Here is a 17421-nt window from a genome sequence, read left to right on the forward strand (position 1 = left end):
CCCTCATTGCCACTCACGACTCCCTCGCGGAACCGTGCAGACTACCCAAGTCGGACACTTGCGGCTCGAAAAGTGTCCCTTGTGGACATTCACGGCGCGGTCGGCCCTCGTCGGTCAGCGCGGACCCAGGCCGCAAAAGGTGTGCGGCAGGCTTGACCCGCGGCGACCGTCACCACTCGCGATCAAGAATCATCTAACCTCGCCCGATGTACGGCATCGCGGTCGCCGTGACGGTCAGGAACTGGACGTTCGCCTCCAGCGGCAGCCCGGCCATGTACAGCACGGCGTCCGCGACGTGCCGGGCGTCGAAGGTCGGCTCCGCCTTGACGCTGCCGTCGGCCTGCGGGATCCCGTCGGCCATCCGCAGTGTCATCTCGGTGGCGGCGTTGCCGATGTCGATCTGTCCACAAGCGACGTTCCAGGCTCGGCCGTCGAGGGAGATCGACTTCGTCAGCCCGGTGACCGCGTGTTTCGTCGCGGTGTAGGCGACGCTCGCGGGACGCGGGGCGTGCGCGGAGATGGAACCGTTGTTGATGATCCGGCCGCCGCGCGGATCCTGCGCCTTCATCAGCCGCACGGCCTGCCGCGCGCAGAGGAACATCCCGGTCAGGTTGGTGTCGACGGCGCGTTTCCAGTCCGCGAAGGACAGTTCGTCGACGGTCCCGCCCACCGACACACCCGCGTTGTTCACCAGGAGATCCAGCCGCCCCCATTCCGCGCCGACCGTCTCGAACAGCGCGGCGACGGAATCGGGATCGGCGACGTCGGTGGGCACGGGAAGCGCGTTCGCGGCGCCGCCGGCCGTCTCGGCCAGCGCGTCCGCGCGGCGGCCGGCGAGGGCGACCCGGTAGCCCGCGCCCAGCAACGCGCGGGAGATCTCCCTGCCGAGCCCGGAACCCGCCCCGGTGACCACCGCGGTCTTGCCGTCGCCCATCGATCCTCCTCGCAGACCGTGCCGGACCGATCCGGCTCGGTGATTGTTTTCCGATTACCCGCGTCCGTTCAGGCTAGCGCGCCGCCGCCGGGGGAAAACGTTCACCCGGCGGCCGTCGCGCCTTCACGGAAACCGGTAACCCCTTCACCACATCGAGGCGATTCACCGGATGTGCCCAGGGGGAATTCGGTAGCGAAGAATCCACGCTTTCAGCTGGTCCAGACCGGCGAACAGACCCTTCGTTGGCGACTGCTCGGCGGCAACAACGTGTCGCTGGGTTCGGCGCCCGACGACTATCCACGAGCCGAGGAATGCCTCGTCGCGATCGCCTGGCTCAGCGCGCATATTTCCGAGCTGACCAGCGATTTCAGTCATCTCAGCGGCGGCCGCTGGCGGTGGCGCCTGCATCGGGAAGACCGCATCGTCGCGATCGCGAGCCATGCCTACGGACGGCGTATCGAGGCGCAGCGCGGCCTCGACCGGTTCCGCTCGGCGACGGCCGAAGCGGCCATCGGTGAAGGAATCGAGACGATAGCCGATTGGCGCCGGAAATATCGGCGCGATTCCGGCGGATATTCACCGAATCGTTCTCCGTGACGGCCGATCACGGAAAGTGCGTTCCCCGGAGATTAACCACCATGACGTCGGGCGGGAACGCGAAGCACCGCCGCCGGACAGTGTCGCGGAGCGAGGATTGTGTCAAGTCACGGAATCCCGCGACTACTTGGGGACTAGAGAAAGAGTGCAAACAAGATGCGTGCTCGTACCACTCGGTTTCTCGGCGCCACCGCGATCGCCGCGTGTGCCTGCCTCACCCTGACCGGCACCGCCTCGGCGGTCGCCCCCGCCAACGGCCTCGGCGAGGTCATCGCCGCGGCGGGCTCGGACACCACCGTCGACATCACCGGCGCGATCCTGGCCAACGCGAACGGCGGCGCCTGGAACAGCGACCCCGACAACTTCGTCAACGTGCCGCCGCTGCTGTCCGGCACCCAGACCTTCACCGTCCCGGCCGACCCGTTCGCCGACGAGGTCGTCTACAGCACGACCAACCCGGCCCCGAACGGTTCGTCGCAGGGCAAGGCCGCGCTGAGGGCCTCCGCCGAAGCGGGCGACGGCAAGATCGACATCGCGCGGTCGTCCTCGGCCCGCGGCTCGTCCGACCCCGGCACCTTCGAGTACTTCGCCTTCGCCACCGACGGTGTCACCTGGGCCTCGTCGGCCACCGGTTCGGGCGCCGGCCTGACCCTGACCCTGGCGCAGCTGCGCGGTATCTACGACGGTTCCATCACCAACTGGAACCAGGTCGGCGGCGCCAACTCCGCCATCACCGTCTACCTGCCGCAGACCGGTTCCGGCACGCTGAGCTTCTTCACCGGCACCGTCCTCGGCTTCGACCCGACCACCAAGCCGGTCACCATCAAGCGGTTCCAGGAGCACGACGGCAACTCCATCCCGGCCGCCGACCGCGCCACCGCCATCGCGCCGTTCTCCATCGCGCAGTGGATCGCGCAGGGCAACGCGGTGACCGCGGACAAGCGGGCGGGCTTCACCGTCAACCCGCTGACCGGCGCCGGCTTCAACGGCTCCCCGGTCTCCGGTTCCGCCGGCAACTACACCCCGGCCTTCACCACGGCGTTCCTGGGTTCGCGCAGCGTCTACCACATCGTCGACTCCCGCACCCCCAGCTACGACCAGGCCAAGCGCGCCGTCGGCTTCGACGACGGTGACTCGGCCTCGACCGCCAGCCCGCTGTGCGGTGGCCTGCTCGCCGCCACCATCCAGCGGTACGGCTTCCTGACCGTGTCGGGCCCGAACGGCCTGTCCTGCGTGAAGTCCTGAAATGGCGAAAACGGCCCGGTGCGCGTGCACCGGGCCGTTTTCCTTGTCCTGAAGGTGTTACTTGGGGGCGACGCCCAGCGCGGCGAGCGCCGGGTCGGTCATGATGACGCCCGCCCCGGTCACCGGGTCGTAGCCGGGAGCGCCGAGGTCGATCGCGGTCGACGTCAGTGCCGTGCGGATCTCCGCCGCGGTCGCGGCCGGCTTGCCCTGCTTCAGCAGCGCGGCGATGGCGGCGGCACTCGGCGCGGCGGCGGAGGTCCCGAAGAACGGCTGGAAGCCCGTCACCGAGGTCGCGACGCCGTCGGCCGCGGTGATGTCCGGCTTGTTGCGCGTCGCACCACCGGTCGAGGACACGTTGCCGGGGGTGATCACCGAACCGTCCGGGTTGTAGAACTGGTGACGGCGACCGTCCGAAGTGAACCGCTCCCACTTGCTGGCGGAGGTGAACAGGCCCGGGTACGGGCCGGCCGGGTTCGCCGGGTCACCGGTCTCGAGCGCGCGTCCGAAGGCACCGGCGGCCGGGGCGGCCGCGACACTGAAGGCGTTGACCGCCGCCGAGTGGCCGGCAGTGACACCGTTGGTGCTGAAGGCTTTCAGCGCACCCGAGGTGACGAAGCGGCCGCGGATCACGTTGAGCGCGATGAACCGGTCGGAGCCGCTGTACTTGACCACGGCGACCTTGAAGCCCGAGCCGCTGGCCGGGACCTGGGCGATCTCGTACGGGTTCTGGGTGCCGTTCTGCGAGCCCTCGCTGGAGGCGACGACCGAACCGGACGAGTTCAGGACGAACAGGTCGTAGTCGCTGGTGGCCTTGCCCCACGGGTCGGACCAGAACAGGGTGACGTAGCGGCCGACCGAGTTCGGCGAAAGCGCGTTGTACAGCTGGGTCGTGCTGCTCGGGTCGAAGTCGTGCGGCGTGCCGGTGATCCCGGAGATCTTGCTGCTGGAGCCGCGGAAGTCGCCCTCGTAGTAGCCGCTGGTGCCGTCGGTCAGGTTGCCCGAGTTCCCCGCGGAGGAGAAGTAGAGCGCGCCGGCCGCGGTCACGTCGTTGACGGCCTGCGCGACCGGGCCGTCCTGGAACGGCGACTCGTCGAAGTAGGACACGTCGTCGACGATGATCGTGCACTTGCCGGTGTTCCGCAGGGCACGGATGTTGTCGGCGAAGCTCTGCTCGCTGGTGAACGCGGTCGCGAAACCGAGCGCGGCGCCGGGCGCCATGTCGTGGATGATCTCCAGCATCGCGGTGCCCTCGTCACCGCTGCCGGCCTGACCAGGGAGAACGTCGACGGCCGGAAGCTCACCCGCGGTCTGGGACGCCTTCAGCGACTTGATGCCGTCCGAGAGCACGCAGACCTTCTGGCCCGCGCCGGTGACGCCGTACTTGGTGCGGGCGGTGTCGTTGCCGTGCGCCTTGTCGCCCTCGGCGACCTGCAGCGCGGCGGCGGTCTGCTTGACCGCGGCCTGCCGCCGGTCCTGCTGCGCGGATTCGTTCCAGGTCATCGCCTGGGAAGCGGCCTTGACCTCGGCGACGTCCCCGCGTCCGGCGATCGCGTCGACGGCGTTCAGGGGGAGGTCGGCGCGGACCGCGCCGGAGGGAGAGGCGTAGCGGACGGTGCCGCCAGCCGCCTTGACGGCGTCCACCAGGGACTGTCCGGCGCCCTTGATGTCCACCGCGACGGTGCCGGCGTCGCTGACGCCCAGCCCGGTCCGGTACTCGGGCAGCTTGCCCGCCAGGCCCTTGTCGGCGCGCAGGCGCTTCTCGATGACAAGCTGGCTCGACTGCTTGCGCTCAGCCGGGGTGAGACTCTTCTTGATGCTCTGCAGTGCGGTGATCCCGGTCTGCGTGCGCACCTCCTCCGACGGCTGGGCGCCGGAAACCGCCGTCGACAGCAGCAAAGCGCCGACCGCGACCGGAACCGAGCATGTGACCACCCGGCTGAATCTGCTCATCGAACTCTCCCTGTATTAACGCGACACAGCCCGTAACAGGAAATCCCTTCGGCTGCCCGAATGAATTACCCCTGACCGGGTGTAATGGAGAGAATCTAAAGAGCGATCCGTGACGAGTCCACCGACCAAAGTCTGGATCGGGGGATGATCCACATCGTGGGAGCGATTCCGGTCCGAAAAGACCGATATCCGGTTTACGCCCAGGCCGGGAACAGCCGCCACAACGCCAACGCCGCGAGCGCGGCGAGAGTGAGCAGCACCGGCCCGGTGATGACATAGGTCGAAACCGGACGCCAACGGCGATAAAGGAATGTCGCCCCGGCCGCCGCCACCACGAATCCGCCGAAGGCCAGCACCAGCCCGGCCCACGCGTCGCCGTCGCCGGTGCGGCCGTCCTGCGCGTCCGCCCTGCCGTTCTGCGGAGCGGGCCGGAACGGCCTCCCCTCCAGGGCGGCGGTGACCACCGTCGCCTCTTTCGAGGCCAGCGGCCACCACGAAGCCGACGTCACCAAGGTCAGCCGGTCGTTTTCGGTCTTGCCGTAGTCGGTGCCCTCGTCGAGGGGCCGGGTGGCCTTGTCGGTCACCCGGTAGACGGACTTGCCCTGGGTGGTCGCGACGACGATCTCGTCACCCTTCTCCAAGGCGTCGAGCGAGCCGAACGGGCCGCCGAAACCGGCATTCCGGGCGGCGATCACGGCGTTCCCCGGCTGTCCCAACCCGGCCGTCCCCGGCACGTGCCCTGGTCCGGACGCGGTTTCGCCGCTCGAAGCGCCTTCGATGACGACCTGCTGCACCTTCAGCGCGGGGATCTCCAGGACGGCCACCGGCTTGCCGAACTCGACCGGTTTCGCGGGCGGCGCGGCACCGAACAGGCTCTGGCTGGCGCCCAGCGCCACGCCGATCTCGCCCCGGATCTCCGTCAGCGCCTTCCGCTGGTCGCTCGACTGCAGCATCGGGCCCAGCGCGTAGACGACCAGGGCCAGTGCGACCAGGGTGGTGACCAGCCAGGCGAACACGACCGCGCCGATCCAGCCGGGACCGAACCGCAGGAACTGGCGCTCCTCGACTTCGGTGCTCACGCCACGCCACCCGAGGACTTACGGCGCAGGAGAGCCGCCAGCGCGGCCAGCGCCCTGATCAACCACGACGGCACCGGCCGGCCGGCCGCGAGATACGCCGTCGCGGACGGCAAGGTCGCCAGGATCACCAGTGCCACCAACGGGATCAGGGCACCCAGCGCGCCGGCGCCCGCGAACTTCGGGATGTCGATCGACTCGGCGAGGTTCTTCGCCGCCGCCACGCTTTCCGCGGTCGGGGCGACCGCGGGGACGGGCCCGACGGCGGCCGTCACCGGCGTCCCGGCGGACGAACCCTGTCCGCCGGAAGGTCCGCCCGGTGAGGTGGTGGAAGCGGGCGTGACACCGTTCGCGCCCGGCGGAGGCGGGTTCTTCGCCTCTTCCTTTTCCTGACAAGCCTTTTCGACGGTGCCGGTGCCGATCTTGGCGATCCGCTCGGTGGCGGTGGCGGCCAGCCCCGGGCTCAAGCGGACCATCCCGGACGGAAGCAGCGCCTGCCCGTAGCCCGCCGCGAGTCCGGCGAACGACTTGAGCCGGTCCTGCTTCTCCTTCAGCGGCTTGCAGTTCGCGTCGATCAACGGGTTGACCGGGACGGCCATGTATTCGACGAAGGTGAGCGGGTAGGCGCCCTCCTGGGAAACGGTGCCGGTCTCGGCCGTTCCGTCAGCGCCGATCTTCATCGCGTCGGCCGCCAGTCGCAGGCTCTGCTCGGTCGGCGCGACGAAGTTCCCCTTGCCGTCCGGGAGCGCCACGGGTGTCCAGCGGTTGACCGTCGCCGTCGCGAGATCCGTGATCACCCAGTTCATGCAACCGCCGGCGCAGTCCGCGCCCCTGCCGACGACGGCGTTGTCGACGGTCTTGCGCACCGACAGCTGGCCGGTCTTCGCGTCGACGTTGTTGATCCGGAACTTGCCGGGGTCCAGCGCGGTCAGATCGGTGATCACCCCCGGTGACTTCCCGTCCAGGGCACCGAAGTAGTCCTTCCCCTTCGCCGGGAAGACCCAGGCTTCCGGTGCCGATCGGACGAGAGCCCGGCTCAGGGTCAACGGGACCGCGCCCGGTCCGGACTCCCCGGTCGCGCCGAAGAAGTCGGTGTTCCCGCCGTAACCGGACCGGGCGTTCACCGCGATCACCCCGGCGGGCTGGCCGTCCTTGATGGCCGCGAGCGCCGGATTCCTGGTGACCAGCGGGGAACCGTTCTTGAAGATGCCGCCGCGCCCGTCGGCGTCGGGCACCTGCCCGCCCTTCGTGAACATGTTCGCCAGTTCGTCGTAGGCGAAGGACAGGGTTCCGGTGAACTTCGAGTTGAGCGGGCCGCCGCTGTCGTTGACGTCGGTCGGGGACCAGCCGACCGCGGCGATCACCGCCGCGTTGACCCCGACGGGGACGTACTCCCTCGCCCGGACGGTCTGCGCGGCCAGCGCGTTCCCGCTTCCGGTGATCATGAGATCGGAGGCGCCCTTGTCGAACGCGGTCAGCCCGGTGTCTTCGGTCTCGCTCACGATGTTGGTGGACTGCTCGGCCCCGGTGGGAGCGCACAGCGCCTGGTTCCAGGCGACCGCGGTCCGGCCGAGCCGCTCCGGCATGCTGGCGTTGAGCGTGTTCCGGCCGATCCCCTTGCAGCCCTTGACCCCGATCCCCGGCAGGTACGGGGTGAACTTGAGGGATTCGTCGACCCAGGTCACCGTCTTGCCCGCGGCGTCCTGTGCGGTGATCTGGATCGTGACGGTGCACGGATTGTTCTCGTCACACGCGAAAGAGAACTGCCTTCTGGTCTTCGCGCCGGTCGCCGGATCGACGACGACGGGATTGTCCGCCCACGGCACCTTGGGGAATTTGTCGCCGGGATTCACCGCCTTTTCATAAGTGGTGTAAAGCGGATCCCAGGCCACCGCGTGCGGGCGCAAGGTACCGCGCGGAACGGTCGTGTCGAAGACGATGTCGCCGGTCGTGCTGCTCCGCGCCCTTTCCATCGACTGCATACCCGCGGCCTTGCCGGTGAATTCGTCGCCGAATTCGTCCTGACAGTAGGACTGCACCCTGGTGAGCAGGGTGCTGTCCTTGGGCCACGGCGGGACATACACCTTCTTCATAAGGTTGTCCGGCACGTCTTTCGGGCAGATGACGAGCTTCGCCTTGGCCCCCTTGGGGAGCCCCGAGAGGGTGATCCGCAGGGGATCACCGTTCTGGACCGCCGAAAGATCGGCGGGTTCGGTCTTGAGCCGGTACGGCGGATTCGCGGGCGTCTGCGCCCGCGCGGCGGGAACGGACACCCCCGCGACCGCGAGTATCCCGCAGATCAGCACGATCCCGGCCCGCCTGGCCCGGAACAGGAACACGGACGACTCCCCGGATTTCACGGGACCCAACGTCCACGAGTCACCCGTCGAGGGTCAACGGGTCCACCGCACTGATTCACAAACGCCCCGTCGGGCGTTCTCCGTGCGGACACCTTTCCCGGCCGTGGGCACCACATACTGGCCGCGTCGAGGGGCGCTGCCGTCTGCCCTGAACTCCTTTGCCCGCCAACACGAAGGAAGGCCGCTCGTGACCATCGCGCCACCCCGGCCCGACCCGTCCCCACCGGGTGCCCCGGTGCGGCGGGCGATCACCGAAGTCCTGTCGCGGGCCGACCGCGCGTTCCGCCGGGTCACCACCGGCGCCGGGCTGACCATGCTGGCGATCCTCGTGGTCATCGGCTTCTTCCTCGTCTACCGGTCCGGGCCCGCCTTCGACGCGAGTGGGTTCGGCTTCTTCGCCACCATCCGGTTCGATCCGGCCTCGGGCGTGCTCGGGGTGCTTGGCCTGCTCTACGGGACGATCGTGGTCGCGCTGATCGCGGTCCTGATCGCGGTACCGCTGAGCATCCTGGCCGCGCTGTTCATCACCGAGTACTCCAGCGGGCGGATCCGCGGGTTCCTGACCGGGCTGGTCGACCTGCTCGCCGCGATCCCCAGCCTGCTGTACGGCCTGTGGGGGTTCGCCTTCCTCGGCCCGCGGATCGTGCCGATCTCGTTGTGGCTGACCGAAAACCTCAGCTGGTTCCCGCCGTTCTCGGCCAAGGAGAACGCGCTGTACATCCAGTCGATGTTCATCGCGGGCCTGGTGGTCTCGCTGATGGTCCTCCCGATCACGACATCGGTGATCCGCGAGGTTTTCGCGCAGACGCCTGCCGGCGAGAAGGAGGCGGCGCTCGCGCTGGGCAGCACGCGCTGGGGCATGGTCAGAACCGTCATGCTGCCGTTCGGCCGGGGCGGGATCATCGGCGGTTCGATGCTCGGGCTCGGCCGCGCGCTCGGCGAAACGATCGCCGTTTCCCTGCTGCTGCCGCAGGTTCCGGAGATCACGAAGCACGTCCTCCAGTTCGGCGGCGCGACGATCTCCGGGTTCATCGCCAACAACTCCGGCGCGTCCGGGCTCGCGCTGTCCGGGCTGATGGCGGCGGGCCTGGTGCTGTTCGTCTTCACCTTGGCGACGAACTTCACCGCGTCGGTGATCATCTCCAAGAGCCGCTCCGGCGCGGGGGTGGACGCGTGACGACGACACTGACTCCCCCGGTCGCGCGCAAGCTCGTCAAACGGCGTCCGTCCGAGAGCACCAGGCAGGACCGGCTCGCGGCGCTCGGCTGCGCGGTCTCGGCCACGCTGCTCACCTGGTTCGTCATGCACCTGCTGCTGGACTCCCCCGGCTGGCTGGCCGATCTGACCGTCGCGTACCTGCTGTATCTGTCGATGCTCTACCTGGTCACCCGCGACAGGCTGGGCAGGCTCGCCGCGTCGGACCGGCTCGTGTCCACCGTCGTCGTCACCGGGGCGCTCGTGCTGCTCGCCCCGCTGCTGTCGCTGCTGATCTACATCGTCGTCGAAGGCGCGCCGTATCTGCGCTGGGGTTTCTTCACCCACGACATGTCCACGGTCGCGCCGACCGATCCGGTCGCCGACACGGGAGGTCTGCACGCGATCGTCGGCACCCTCGAACAGACGGCGTTGACGCTGGTCCTCGTCGTCCCGCTGGGCGTGCTCACCGCGGTGTTCCTGAACGAGACGCGGTCGAGGTTCCGGCGTCCCGTGCGGGTCATGGTCGACGCGATGAGCGGCCTTCCGTCCATTGTGGCCGGTCTGTTCGTCTACGCCGCCCTGATCATCCCCGGCATCCAGGCGGGCGTGGGCTTGTTCAGCTACAACGGGATGATGGCCACGTTGGCGCTGACCATGGTCATGCTCCCGACCGTGACCCGGACCGTGGACGTCGTGCTCCGTCTCGTCCCGGACGGCCTGCGCGAGGCGTCGCTGGCGCTCGGCGCGAGCCGGGCTCGCACGGTGTGGTCGGTGGTGCTCCCGACCGCGCGGACCGGCGTGACGACCGCGGTGATCCTCGGTATCGCCCGCGTGGCGGGTGAGACCGCGCCGCTGCTGTTCACCTCGTTCGGCGCGCTTGGGATGAACGCGAACCCGTTCTCCGATCCGCAGGAGAGCATCCCGCTGTTCATCTACCGCTTCATCAAGCAGCCGCTGGAGAACGTCCAGCAGCGCGGCTACGTCGGCGCGCTCGTGCTGATCCTGCTCATCTTCGGCCTGTTCGCGATCGCCAGGGTGGTGGGCCGCGACCGGTCGAAACGCAAGGCGAAGAGAACCACCGTCAAAACACAGGAGAACCGGTGACCGACACTGAAGTGTCCTACGTGGACAGTCCGGCGCGCCCGCCGGTCGAGCTGACCGGTGGCCCGCCGCCCGGCGCGGCGGACCTCGAATCCCGGGAGATCGGCGCCTGGTTCGGTGACCGCCTGGTCCTCGAAGGGGTTTCGCTGCGGATGCCCGCGAAAGAGGTGACCGCGCTCATCGGCCCGTCCGGCTGTGGCAAGTCGACCTTCCTGCGCATCCTCAACCGCATGCACGAACTGGTGCCGTCGGCGTCGCTGACCGGCGAGGTGCTGTTGGACGGCAAGGACATCTACGCCGACGGGACTCGTCCGCAGCAGGTCCGGCTGCGGATCGGCATGGTGTTCCAGAAGCCGAACCCGTTCCCGGCGATGTCCATTCGCGACAACGTGCTGGCCGGGCTGAAGCTCGCCGGTGTCAAATGCGGCGACAAGGACGCGCTCGTCGAGCAGAGCCTGGAGCGGGCCGGGCTGTGGCGCGAGGTCCGCGATCGGCTGAGCTCCCCCGGCGGCGCGCTGTCCGGCGGGCAGCAGCAGCGGCTCTGCATCGCGCGATCGCTGGCCGTGCGGCCGAACGTGCTGCTGATGGACGAGCCCTGCTCCGCGCTCGACCCGACGTCGACCCGGCGGATCGAGCAGACCATCGCCGAGATCGGGCACGAGGTGACGGTCGTGATCGTCACGCACAACATGCAGCAGGCCCAACGGGTTTCGGACCACTGCGCGTTCTTCCTCGCGGCGGAGAACGAACCCGGACGGGTGATCGAACACGGTCCGACGGACACGATCTTCAACGCGCCGTCGGACGAACGCACCCACGACTACGTGAACGGGCGATTCGGATGATCCCGCGGCTGGCCGCGGTGACGGCGTTGCTGTTCTCGGTCTCGGTGGTCACCGCCCCCGGCGCGACGGCACTCACCGCGGTCACCGGTTCCGGGTCCAGCTATGTCGGCCCGGCGATGAACGACTGGCAGAACGGCGCGACGTCACGCGGTATCCCCGTCAACTACTCGGCGAACAGTTCGCCCGCCGGGGTCAACCAGTTCGGCGACCGGACGGTCGACTTCGCCGGGACCGAGGCGGAGGTCTCCTCACTCGTCGCGGCGGGTGGCGGCGGACTGTCCGCGCAGACCCGCGGCTACCAGTACGTCCCGGACGTCGCCGGCGCGATCGCGCTGATGTACAACGTCAACGACCTGGGCGGCAAACGCGTCGACTACCTGCACCTCGGCCGGGAGGTGATCGGCCGGATCTTCAGCCGGGACATCACCCGCTGGAACGATCCCGCCATCACCGCGACCAACGGCGGGAAGCCCTTGCCGGATCAGCCCATCACCTTGGTCGGCCGGAGCGGCCCCTCGGGAACGACGGCGTTGTTCTACGACTTCATCGCGCACGCGGCGCCCGATGCCTACAACCGGTTCGTCGCCCGCAACGTCGGCAACGGTATGGGGAACCTGCCCGCGGGCGTCCGTCCCATCCAGCTCCCGGGGCAGGGACCCGACGCCGAGTGGTACCGGCTGCTCGCGGACTCGGACCAGATCGCGACGGCCGTCAAAAACGCGACCATCCCGTTCTCCATCGGCTATGACGAGTTCGCCTACGCCCAGCGCCACAAGGTGCCGACGGCGTGGGTGCAGAACGGCGCGGGCCAGTACACGCAACCCTTCGCGGAGAACATCGCGGCCGCGTTGAAACACGCGGAACTGCGGCCGGACCTCAGCCAGAAGCTGGACAAGGTCTACACGAACACCGACCCGAAGTCGTACCCCGTCTCGGCGTACTCGTACGTGATGATGCCGTGCACCAGCGGCCGTGACACCTGTCGCGGCGGCTACGGCGACCAGGGCAAGACCGACACGATCACCGCTTTCCTCGAGCACGTCGCCTGCGACGGGCAGATCAACATGGCCCGGATCGGCTACTCGCCGCTGCCGCCGAACCTGTCGCAGGAGATCATGAACTCCAACGCGCGGCTCACCGGGCAGCCGCCGAAACAGCTCAACGCGGGCAACTGCGGCAACCCGACGTTCCACGGCAGCCTCGGCGCCGGCGCGACCAGCCCGGCCGATCCGCTGGTGGCCGCCGGGATCATCAACCCGGACGGCAAACCCAAGGCGGGCACCTCGGGTCCCAAAACCTCCGCAGGGCCCAGCGCCGGTCCGGCGGCCGGTGACAAGACCGCGACCGCGACGGCGTCCCCCGACGAGGAGTCGGCGGGCGGCGGCTCGAAGAACTGGCGGGAAGCCGCACCGGCGGCCTACGACGAAGGCGGGTTCGGCGGTTTTGGCGGCTGGGCGGCGCTGGTGCTCTTCGTGGCGATCGTGACGCCACTCGGGGTGCGCGGGGTGATCCGGAAGTTGCGGAGGGCTTAGCGGTCGTGAGTGGTAAGGACGGTCAGAACCGTCCTTACCACTCACGAGGCTCACGGGAAGGTCAGCACGATCTTCCCTCGCCCGTGCCCGGTCTCGATCTCACGGTGCGCCGCCGCGGCCTCGCTGAACGGATACGTCCGCCGCACGAGGAAGCGCAGCTCCCCCTTGACGTACAACGACGCCAGCATCCCCAGCCGCTCGGCCGACCTCGTCCCGGTGACCACCCGCGCCCCGGCCGCGGGCGCGCGGCCGTGCTCGACCAGGGTGAGCACGCGGTCCGGATTCCCGACCAGCTCCAGCGAAAGATCGAAGGCGTCCCCGCCCGCGCCGTCCAGCGCCGCGTCGACACCGGACGGAGCGAGCGCGCGCACCCGGGCGGCGAGGCCGTCACCGTAGACGACCGGTTCGGCGCCGAGCGAACGGACGTAGTCCTGGTTCGCCTCGCTCGCCGTCCCGATCACCTTCGCCCCACGCAGCACGGCGAGCTGGACGGCGGCCGTGCCCACCGAGCCCGCCGCCCCATGGATCAGCAGCGTCTCGCCGCGGGCGACCCGCAGGGCGTCCAGCGCCAGATACGCCGTCTGCGTCCCCGCGGTGAACCCGCCCGCGACCTCCCACGGCATCTCCGCCGGCTTCGGCGTGACGTTCTCCGCGGGCACCACGATGTACTCGGCGTATGCCTGCACGGCGGTGAACCCGAGCACCTCGGCCCCCGCGACGAGGCCGGTAACCCCGGAACCGACCTCGTCGACGACCCCGGCGAACTCGTTCCCCGGGACACGCGGCCAACGCAGCTCGAACCCGGCGGGTTCCCAGCCCGCCCGCACGGCCGCGTCGTACGGCTGCACCCCCGCCGCCTTCACCCGCACCCGGATCTCTCCCGCCCCGGCGTGCGGCTCCTCCAGCTCCAGCACCCGGAGCACCTCCGGGCCACCGGCTTCCGTGAACGCGGCCGCTTTCATCTTGTTCCTCCAGTTCGTTCCCCGCTGTCGGAACCCAGCCTGATACCTCCAGATAACTGGAGGTCAAGAACTGTCGGTGTGACGTTCTAAGCTGCGCACGTGACGAGCTACCGCATCTCCAGGGCAAGCGCTTCCGACGCAGGCAGGCTGACGGCGTTGATGCACGAATCGGCCGCCTACCAAGGGGAATACGCCTCGATCCTCGACGGCTACCAGGTCACCGAGGACTACCTCGCCACCCATCCCGCGTTCGTCGCCCACGCGCAGCGGGACGTGGTCGGCTTCTACAGCCTGATCGAGTACCCGGCCGAGCTGGACCTGCTGTTCGTCGCCGATTCGGCACAGGGCACGGGCATCGGCGCGTGGCTGGTCGAGCATATGCTCGGGCAGGCCGCGGGCCTCGGCATGACCGAGATCCGCGTCGTCTCCCATCCGCCCGCCGCCGGGTTCTACGAGCGGATGGGCGCCCGCCGCGTCGGTGTCCTGCCGCCCAACCCGCCGAAGATCACCTGGGAGCGCCCGGAGCTGGTCTTCGACGTCAAGCACCCACCGCGCGGCTGAACCGGCCGATCAGTTCGCGCAGGTGGCCGGCGAATTCCGGGGTCCGCCGCACGGGATCACCGTCTTCGCCGAAGACCTCCGTTCCTTCCCGCGAAAGTGTGTCCGCCGATGGAAATCCTGAGCCCCCGGGCCCTCAACCGCGCGACCCTGGCCAGGCAGCTCCTGCTGGATCGCGCCGCTCTGCCCGCCATCACCGCGATCGAGCGGCTGGCCGGCCTCCAAGCGCAGGCTCCCGACTCGGCGTATGTCGGGCTGTGGTCGCGGCTTCGAGGCTTCCAGGTGGACGAGCTGGCGAAACCGCTCGCCGCCCGCGAGGTCGTCCGGTCGACGCTGATGCGCGGCACGGTCCACCTGGTGACGGCCGTCGACTGCCTCGCCCTGTGGCCCACCATCAAACCCGTGGTCGAGCGCGGTTTCCTGGGCCACTACTCGCGGCAGGTCGCCGGGCTCGACCTCGCCGCGATCGCCGAAGCGGGGCGGGCCCTGCTCTCCGAACAGCCCCGCACCCGCGCCGAGATCCGGACCGCGCTGGCCGACCGCTGGCCCGGCGCCGACCCGACAGCCCTCGCGTACGCGATCCAGAGCCTCCTCCCCCTCGCGCACGTGACCCCGCGCGGTCTGTGGGGCCAGACCGGCCCGGCCGCGTTCTCGCTGCTCGAAGATTGGGTCGGCGAACCGATCACGGACGGCATCACCCTCGACGACCTGGTGTTGCGCTACCTCGAGGCGTTCGGTCCGGCGACCGTCCGCGACGCGCAGGTCTGGTCGGGGCTCACTCGGTTGAAGGAGGTCTTCGAGCGGCTGCGGCCGCGGCTGCGCACCTTCACCGACACCGCGGGGAAGGAACTGTTCGACCTTCCCGACGCACCGCGCCCCGACCCCGAAACCCCTGCGCACCCTAGATTCCTGCCCGAGTACGACAACGTCCTGCTCTCCCACGCCGACCGCGTGCGGGTGATCCCCGACGGCCGCCGCGTGCCCTTGCCGCCGGGTAACGGCGGCCGCCGGGGCACCCTCCTCGTCGACGGTGAATTCCTGGCCATTTGGGCGATCAAAGGGGCGACCTTGACGATCGAATCGCGGAAACCTTTGCGGGATCAAGATTCGATCGCCGACGAGGGCGCACGGCTACTGGAATTCGTAGTGCCGGGCGCGGACCAGGACGTACGTTTCGGCATCGGTGGATAACAGTCCGGCCTTTTGCCGTAACGAAGGGCGCCGTTCGGGCGAAGCATGGGCGCAAGAGCCTGAAGGGAGCGGGCCATGGGCAAGAACTACGGATTCATGACGGTGCTTGCGGGGCTGAGCGCGCTCGCGGTCATCGCGGTGGCGGCGGTCATGCGGTACCCGAACACGTCGGACGTCACGGCGGTGATCACCGCGGCGGGAACGGTGATCGGCACCGTGGTGGGCGCGTTCTTCGGCGTGAACGCGGCCTCGGCGGGACGCGTGAAAGCCGAGGAAAGCCGCGATCAAGCGACAGCGGCGCTGGTGAAGGTCGCCGGTGAGGCGGAGAGAGGAAGCGACGTCGCGAAGGCGGCGATGGAGGGCGTCAGCTGACCGTCCTCTATGGACACTCAGTCGAGCGCTTCGAGCAGGGTGAGATCCGGCGGGACGAGGGTCGTGGACAGCACGAGCTCTCGCAACAGGTTGTCGTTCAACGCGTTGCCCACCGGCTCGCCGACTTCTTCGCGCCGCAGACCGAAAACGCCGCCGGCGGACAACCGCGCCCGGACGTCGGTGACGACGTGCTCGACCCGGCGCGCGGTCCACGTCTCGCCCGGCCTGAGCTCGGAGAGCACCTCGGCCGCCTGCTGGCGGGACAACGGCTGCGGATTCAGGTCGTGCAGGAGATAACGCTGCCCGAAGACGACCAGGACCAGGCGTTCTTCCGCGCTGAGGCGCCAGCGGCGGGGCGGCACGGTGACGTCGTCGTGCCGAGTGACGGGATGCCCGCCTTCGGGCCCCGCGACGTACAACTCGAGCAGGTGCTCCCGCCTGCCCGAACCGCGGACGAACAGCGGCGTGTACCCGTCCGACAGGGGAATCGGCTCCTCACCCTGGGAAAGCCAGCGGGAGTTCGGCAAACGGATCGGCAACTGGCCGGTGTTGCTGACCCACCATTGACCGTCGGCGAAGTTCAGCAGCCCGTGCCTGCGGCTGACCTGCAGGTCGTTCTCCCCCACACAGACGTCGACCTGCGGCCGATTACGCCCGAAAGTGATCTCGCCACCCTCGCCGGGATCGACGGACACGCCGCCCGCGAGCGTGAGAGCGAACACCGCGCCGGGAGCCGACCGGGGCACGCCGAGCGCCAGACTCTCGTGCGTCGTCGTGAGCCGCTTCATCGTCCTCCTCCTGGTCCCCGGCATTATGCGGGACGCCGCCGGGGACGGGTCCCCGTGTCGCGTTCGTCCGTATGTTGGAGTACATGATTGACTTCTCCAAGGACACCGTCTTCAAGCTCACGCCGTGCAAACCGAAGGACATCGCGCCGACGGTGCAGCCGATCATCATCGCCGGCGAAGAGATCATCTGGTCGTTCAAAGCGGTGCGCGACTTCGTGGTGTTCACGAACAAGCGGCTGATCGCGGTGAACGTCCAGGGCATGACCGGCAAGAAGAAGGACTTCACCTCGCTGCCGTACAACAGGATCCAGGCCTTCTCGATCGAAACCGCGGGCACCTTCGACCTCGACGCCGAGTTGGACCTGTGGTTCAGCGGGCTGGGGAACGTGCGGCTGGAGTTCCGGGGCTCGGACATCCGCGCTATCGGCCAACTGATCGCTACGCACACGCTCTAGCGCTTGACTGCTTGCGGGAGTCCGGCTGCGGCGGGTGCTGGGTACAGGTGGTCGTGAGTGGCGATTCGGGTTCTAACCCTAATTGCCACTCACGACCCGCTTGACCGGCCTGGCTCCCGGCAGCTCCGGTCGCCGCTCGGTACAGGGGTCGTGAGTGGTAAGTGTCGTGTTGTTGAAGCCTAGCAAAGTAGTAGACCTGAGGAGGTGTTTATTGAGTTTTCGTGTGGTGTGAGACCGACTGCGGGTAGGGGGGAGTTG

At 68.9% G+C, this 17421-nt stretch carries 16 protein-coding genes; 10 read left to right on the forward strand and 6 right to left on the reverse strand.

Going from position 1 to position 17421, the window contains the following annotated elements:
• Window positions 1-193: 193 nt before the first annotated feature.
• Entirely contained in the window at window positions 194-934 is a 741-nt protein-coding gene (locus ACIRGA_RS36235) for an SDR family oxidoreductase (RefSeq protein ID WP_400950237.1), read from the reverse strand.
• Window positions 935-1105: 171 nt separating this feature from the next.
• Here ACIRGA_RS36235 and ACIRGA_RS36240 point away from each other — a divergent pair, with 171 nt between their 5' ends.
• Both ACIRGA_RS36240 and ACIRGA_RS36245 read left to right on the forward strand, forming a co-directional pair.
• The gene (locus ACIRGA_RS36240; protein ID WP_400950240.1) at window positions 1106-1531 is read left to right on the forward strand and encodes a DUF1508 domain-containing protein; all 426 of its coding nucleotides are present in this window, start codon (window positions 1106-1108) and stop codon (window positions 1529-1531) included.
• Window positions 1532-1687: 156 nt separating this feature from the next.
• Window positions 1688-2776, forward strand: coding sequence for a substrate-binding domain-containing protein (locus ACIRGA_RS36245; RefSeq protein ID WP_400950243.1), 1089 nt, complete (start codon window positions 1688-1690; stop codon window positions 2774-2776).
• Between the two features lie 57 nt (window positions 2777-2833).
• Here ACIRGA_RS36245 and ACIRGA_RS36250 read toward each other — a convergent pair whose 3' ends face one another.
• The 3 genes from ACIRGA_RS36250 to ACIRGA_RS36260 all read right to left on the reverse strand — a co-directional run bounded on the left by ACIRGA_RS36250 (window position 2834) and on the right by ACIRGA_RS36260 (window position 8141).
• A complete protein-coding gene (locus tag ACIRGA_RS36250; protein ID WP_400950245.1) occupies window positions 2834-4726 on the reverse strand; it encodes a S8 family peptidase in 1893 nt (630 codons plus the stop codon).
• Between the two features lie 194 nt (window positions 4727-4920).
• Entirely contained in the window at window positions 4921-5805 is an 885-nt protein-coding gene (locus tag ACIRGA_RS36255; RefSeq protein WP_400950248.1) for a sortase, read from the reverse strand.
• Window positions 5802-8141, reverse strand: a complete 2340-nt coding sequence (locus ACIRGA_RS36260) for a hypothetical protein (RefSeq protein WP_400950251.1) — start codon at window positions 8139-8141, stop codon at window positions 5802-5804. The genes ACIRGA_RS36255 and ACIRGA_RS36260 overlap by 4 nt, the downstream gene beginning before the upstream one ends.
• Window positions 8142-8349: 208 nt before the next feature.
• On the opposite strand from ACIRGA_RS36260, the gene pstC reads away from it, so the two are divergent.
• The 4 genes from pstC to ACIRGA_RS36280 are packed head-to-tail and all read left to right on the forward strand — an operon-like array spanning window position 8350 to window position 12837.
• Entirely contained in the window at window positions 8350-9339 is a 990-nt protein-coding gene (pstC, locus tag ACIRGA_RS36265; RefSeq protein WP_400950254.1) for a phosphate ABC transporter permease subunit PstC, read from the forward strand.
• On the forward strand, window positions 9336-10463 hold the full coding sequence (gene pstA / locus ACIRGA_RS36270; protein ID WP_400950256.1) for a phosphate ABC transporter permease PstA: 1128 nt from the start codon (window positions 9336-9338) through the stop codon (window positions 10461-10463). The genes pstC and pstA overlap by 4 nt, the downstream gene beginning before the upstream one ends.
• A 50-nt stretch (window positions 10464-10513) precedes the next feature.
• Window positions 10514-11305 carry a phosphate ABC transporter ATP-binding protein gene (locus tag ACIRGA_RS36275; RefSeq protein ID WP_400950294.1) on the forward strand — a complete coding sequence of 264 codons (792 nt, stop codon included), beginning with the start codon at window positions 10514-10516 and terminating at the stop codon, window positions 11303-11305.
• Window positions 11302-12837, forward strand: a complete 1536-nt coding sequence (locus tag ACIRGA_RS36280) for a substrate-binding domain-containing protein (RefSeq protein ID WP_400950260.1) — start codon at window positions 11302-11304, stop codon at window positions 12835-12837. The genes ACIRGA_RS36275 and ACIRGA_RS36280 overlap by 4 nt, the downstream gene beginning before the upstream one ends.
• Before the next feature lie 50 nt (window positions 12838-12887).
• On the opposite strand, the gene ACIRGA_RS36285 is transcribed toward ACIRGA_RS36280, so the two are convergent.
• The gene (locus tag ACIRGA_RS36285) at window positions 12888-13799 is read right to left on the reverse strand and encodes an NADP-dependent oxidoreductase (protein WP_400950263.1); all 912 of its coding nucleotides are present in this window, start codon (window positions 13797-13799) and stop codon (window positions 12888-12890) included.
• Between the two features lie 99 nt (window positions 13800-13898).
• Between ACIRGA_RS36285 and ACIRGA_RS36290 the strand changes: the two genes are divergently transcribed.
• The 3 genes from ACIRGA_RS36290 (at window position 13899) to ACIRGA_RS36300 (ending at window position 15920) form a co-directional block, all read left to right on the forward strand.
• On the forward strand, window positions 13899-14360 hold the full coding sequence (locus ACIRGA_RS36290) for a GNAT family N-acetyltransferase (RefSeq protein ID WP_400950266.1): 462 nt from the start codon (window positions 13899-13901) through the stop codon (window positions 14358-14360).
• A gap of 108 nt (window positions 14361-14468) precedes the next feature.
• Window positions 14469-15548, forward strand: coding sequence for a winged helix DNA-binding domain-containing protein (locus ACIRGA_RS36295; RefSeq protein ID WP_400950268.1), 1080 nt, complete (start codon window positions 14469-14471; stop codon window positions 15546-15548).
• Window positions 15549-15623: 75 nt separating this feature from the next.
• Complete coding sequence (locus ACIRGA_RS36300; RefSeq protein ID WP_400950271.1) at window positions 15624-15920, forward strand: hypothetical protein; 297 nt, start codon at window positions 15624-15626, stop codon at window positions 15918-15920.
• A 17-nt stretch (window positions 15921-15937) separates the two neighbouring features.
• Here the strand turns inward: ACIRGA_RS36300 and ACIRGA_RS36305 are convergent, their stop codons facing one another.
• A complete protein-coding gene (locus ACIRGA_RS36305; RefSeq protein WP_400950274.1) occupies window positions 15938-16708 on the reverse strand; it encodes an FHA domain-containing protein in 771 nt (256 codons plus the stop codon).
• 83 nt (window positions 16709-16791) lie between these two features.
• Here ACIRGA_RS36305 and ACIRGA_RS36310 point away from each other — a divergent pair, with 83 nt between their 5' ends.
• Window positions 16792-17163 carry a PH domain-containing protein gene (locus ACIRGA_RS36310; protein ID WP_400950277.1) on the forward strand — a complete coding sequence of 124 codons (372 nt, stop codon included), beginning with the start codon at window positions 16792-16794 and terminating at the stop codon, window positions 17161-17163.
• Window positions 17164-17421: the final 258 nt, after the last annotated feature.

Source organism: Amycolatopsis sp. NPDC102389 (assembly GCF_044765885.1).
Lineage (GTDB): Bacteria > Actinomycetota > Actinomycetes > Mycobacteriales > Pseudonocardiaceae > Amycolatopsis.